The sequence below is a fragment of the Campylobacter sp. BCW_4341 genome (genome assembly GCF_001764255.1).
GTDB classification, from domain to species: domain Bacteria; phylum Campylobacterota; class Campylobacteria; order Campylobacterales; family Campylobacteraceae; genus Campylobacter_D; species Campylobacter_D jejuni.
On sequence record NZ_MKAH01000001.1, the window covers coordinates 1 to 433 of the forward strand.

Below are 433 nucleotides of genomic sequence, written 5' to 3' on the forward strand. Positions count from 1 at the left end.
TACACAAAGCTAATTCTATTTTGCTTAATCATTCTAGCACGATTGATAAGAGCATAAAGGGCTTTACTTTCATCATTATATATTTTTCCTTCAAATTCTTCATCCCCATCAAACTCAATACTTTTCCATTCTATAATTTTTGCTTTAGCATTAGTGATAAAAGATATATATTTATCTCTTTGTTTATCGTGTTTAATACCTGCACATAAAGGTTTAAGTGCTTCATCATACCAAATCACTTCTAGATTTTCTTCTTTGATGATTCTTAGTGCTACTTCTTTTCTATTTTGCATTGAATAGTCCTCATCTACACTAAAATATTTTTGTTTATAATTCATCTGCAACATTTTATCAATGGCTTCTTTTTCACTATCAAAAGAATACTCAAATTCAACACCGCCCCTTTCTCCAATATAAACAGCTTCGTATTTAT

1 protein-coding gene is annotated in these 433 nt (G+C 29.1%); it reads right to left on the bottom strand.

The annotated features are described in order from the left end of the window. The coding region (locus AJN70_RS00005; protein ID WP_070295291.1) for a hypothetical protein at nucleotides 1-433 on the bottom strand (433 nt) is incomplete at both ends.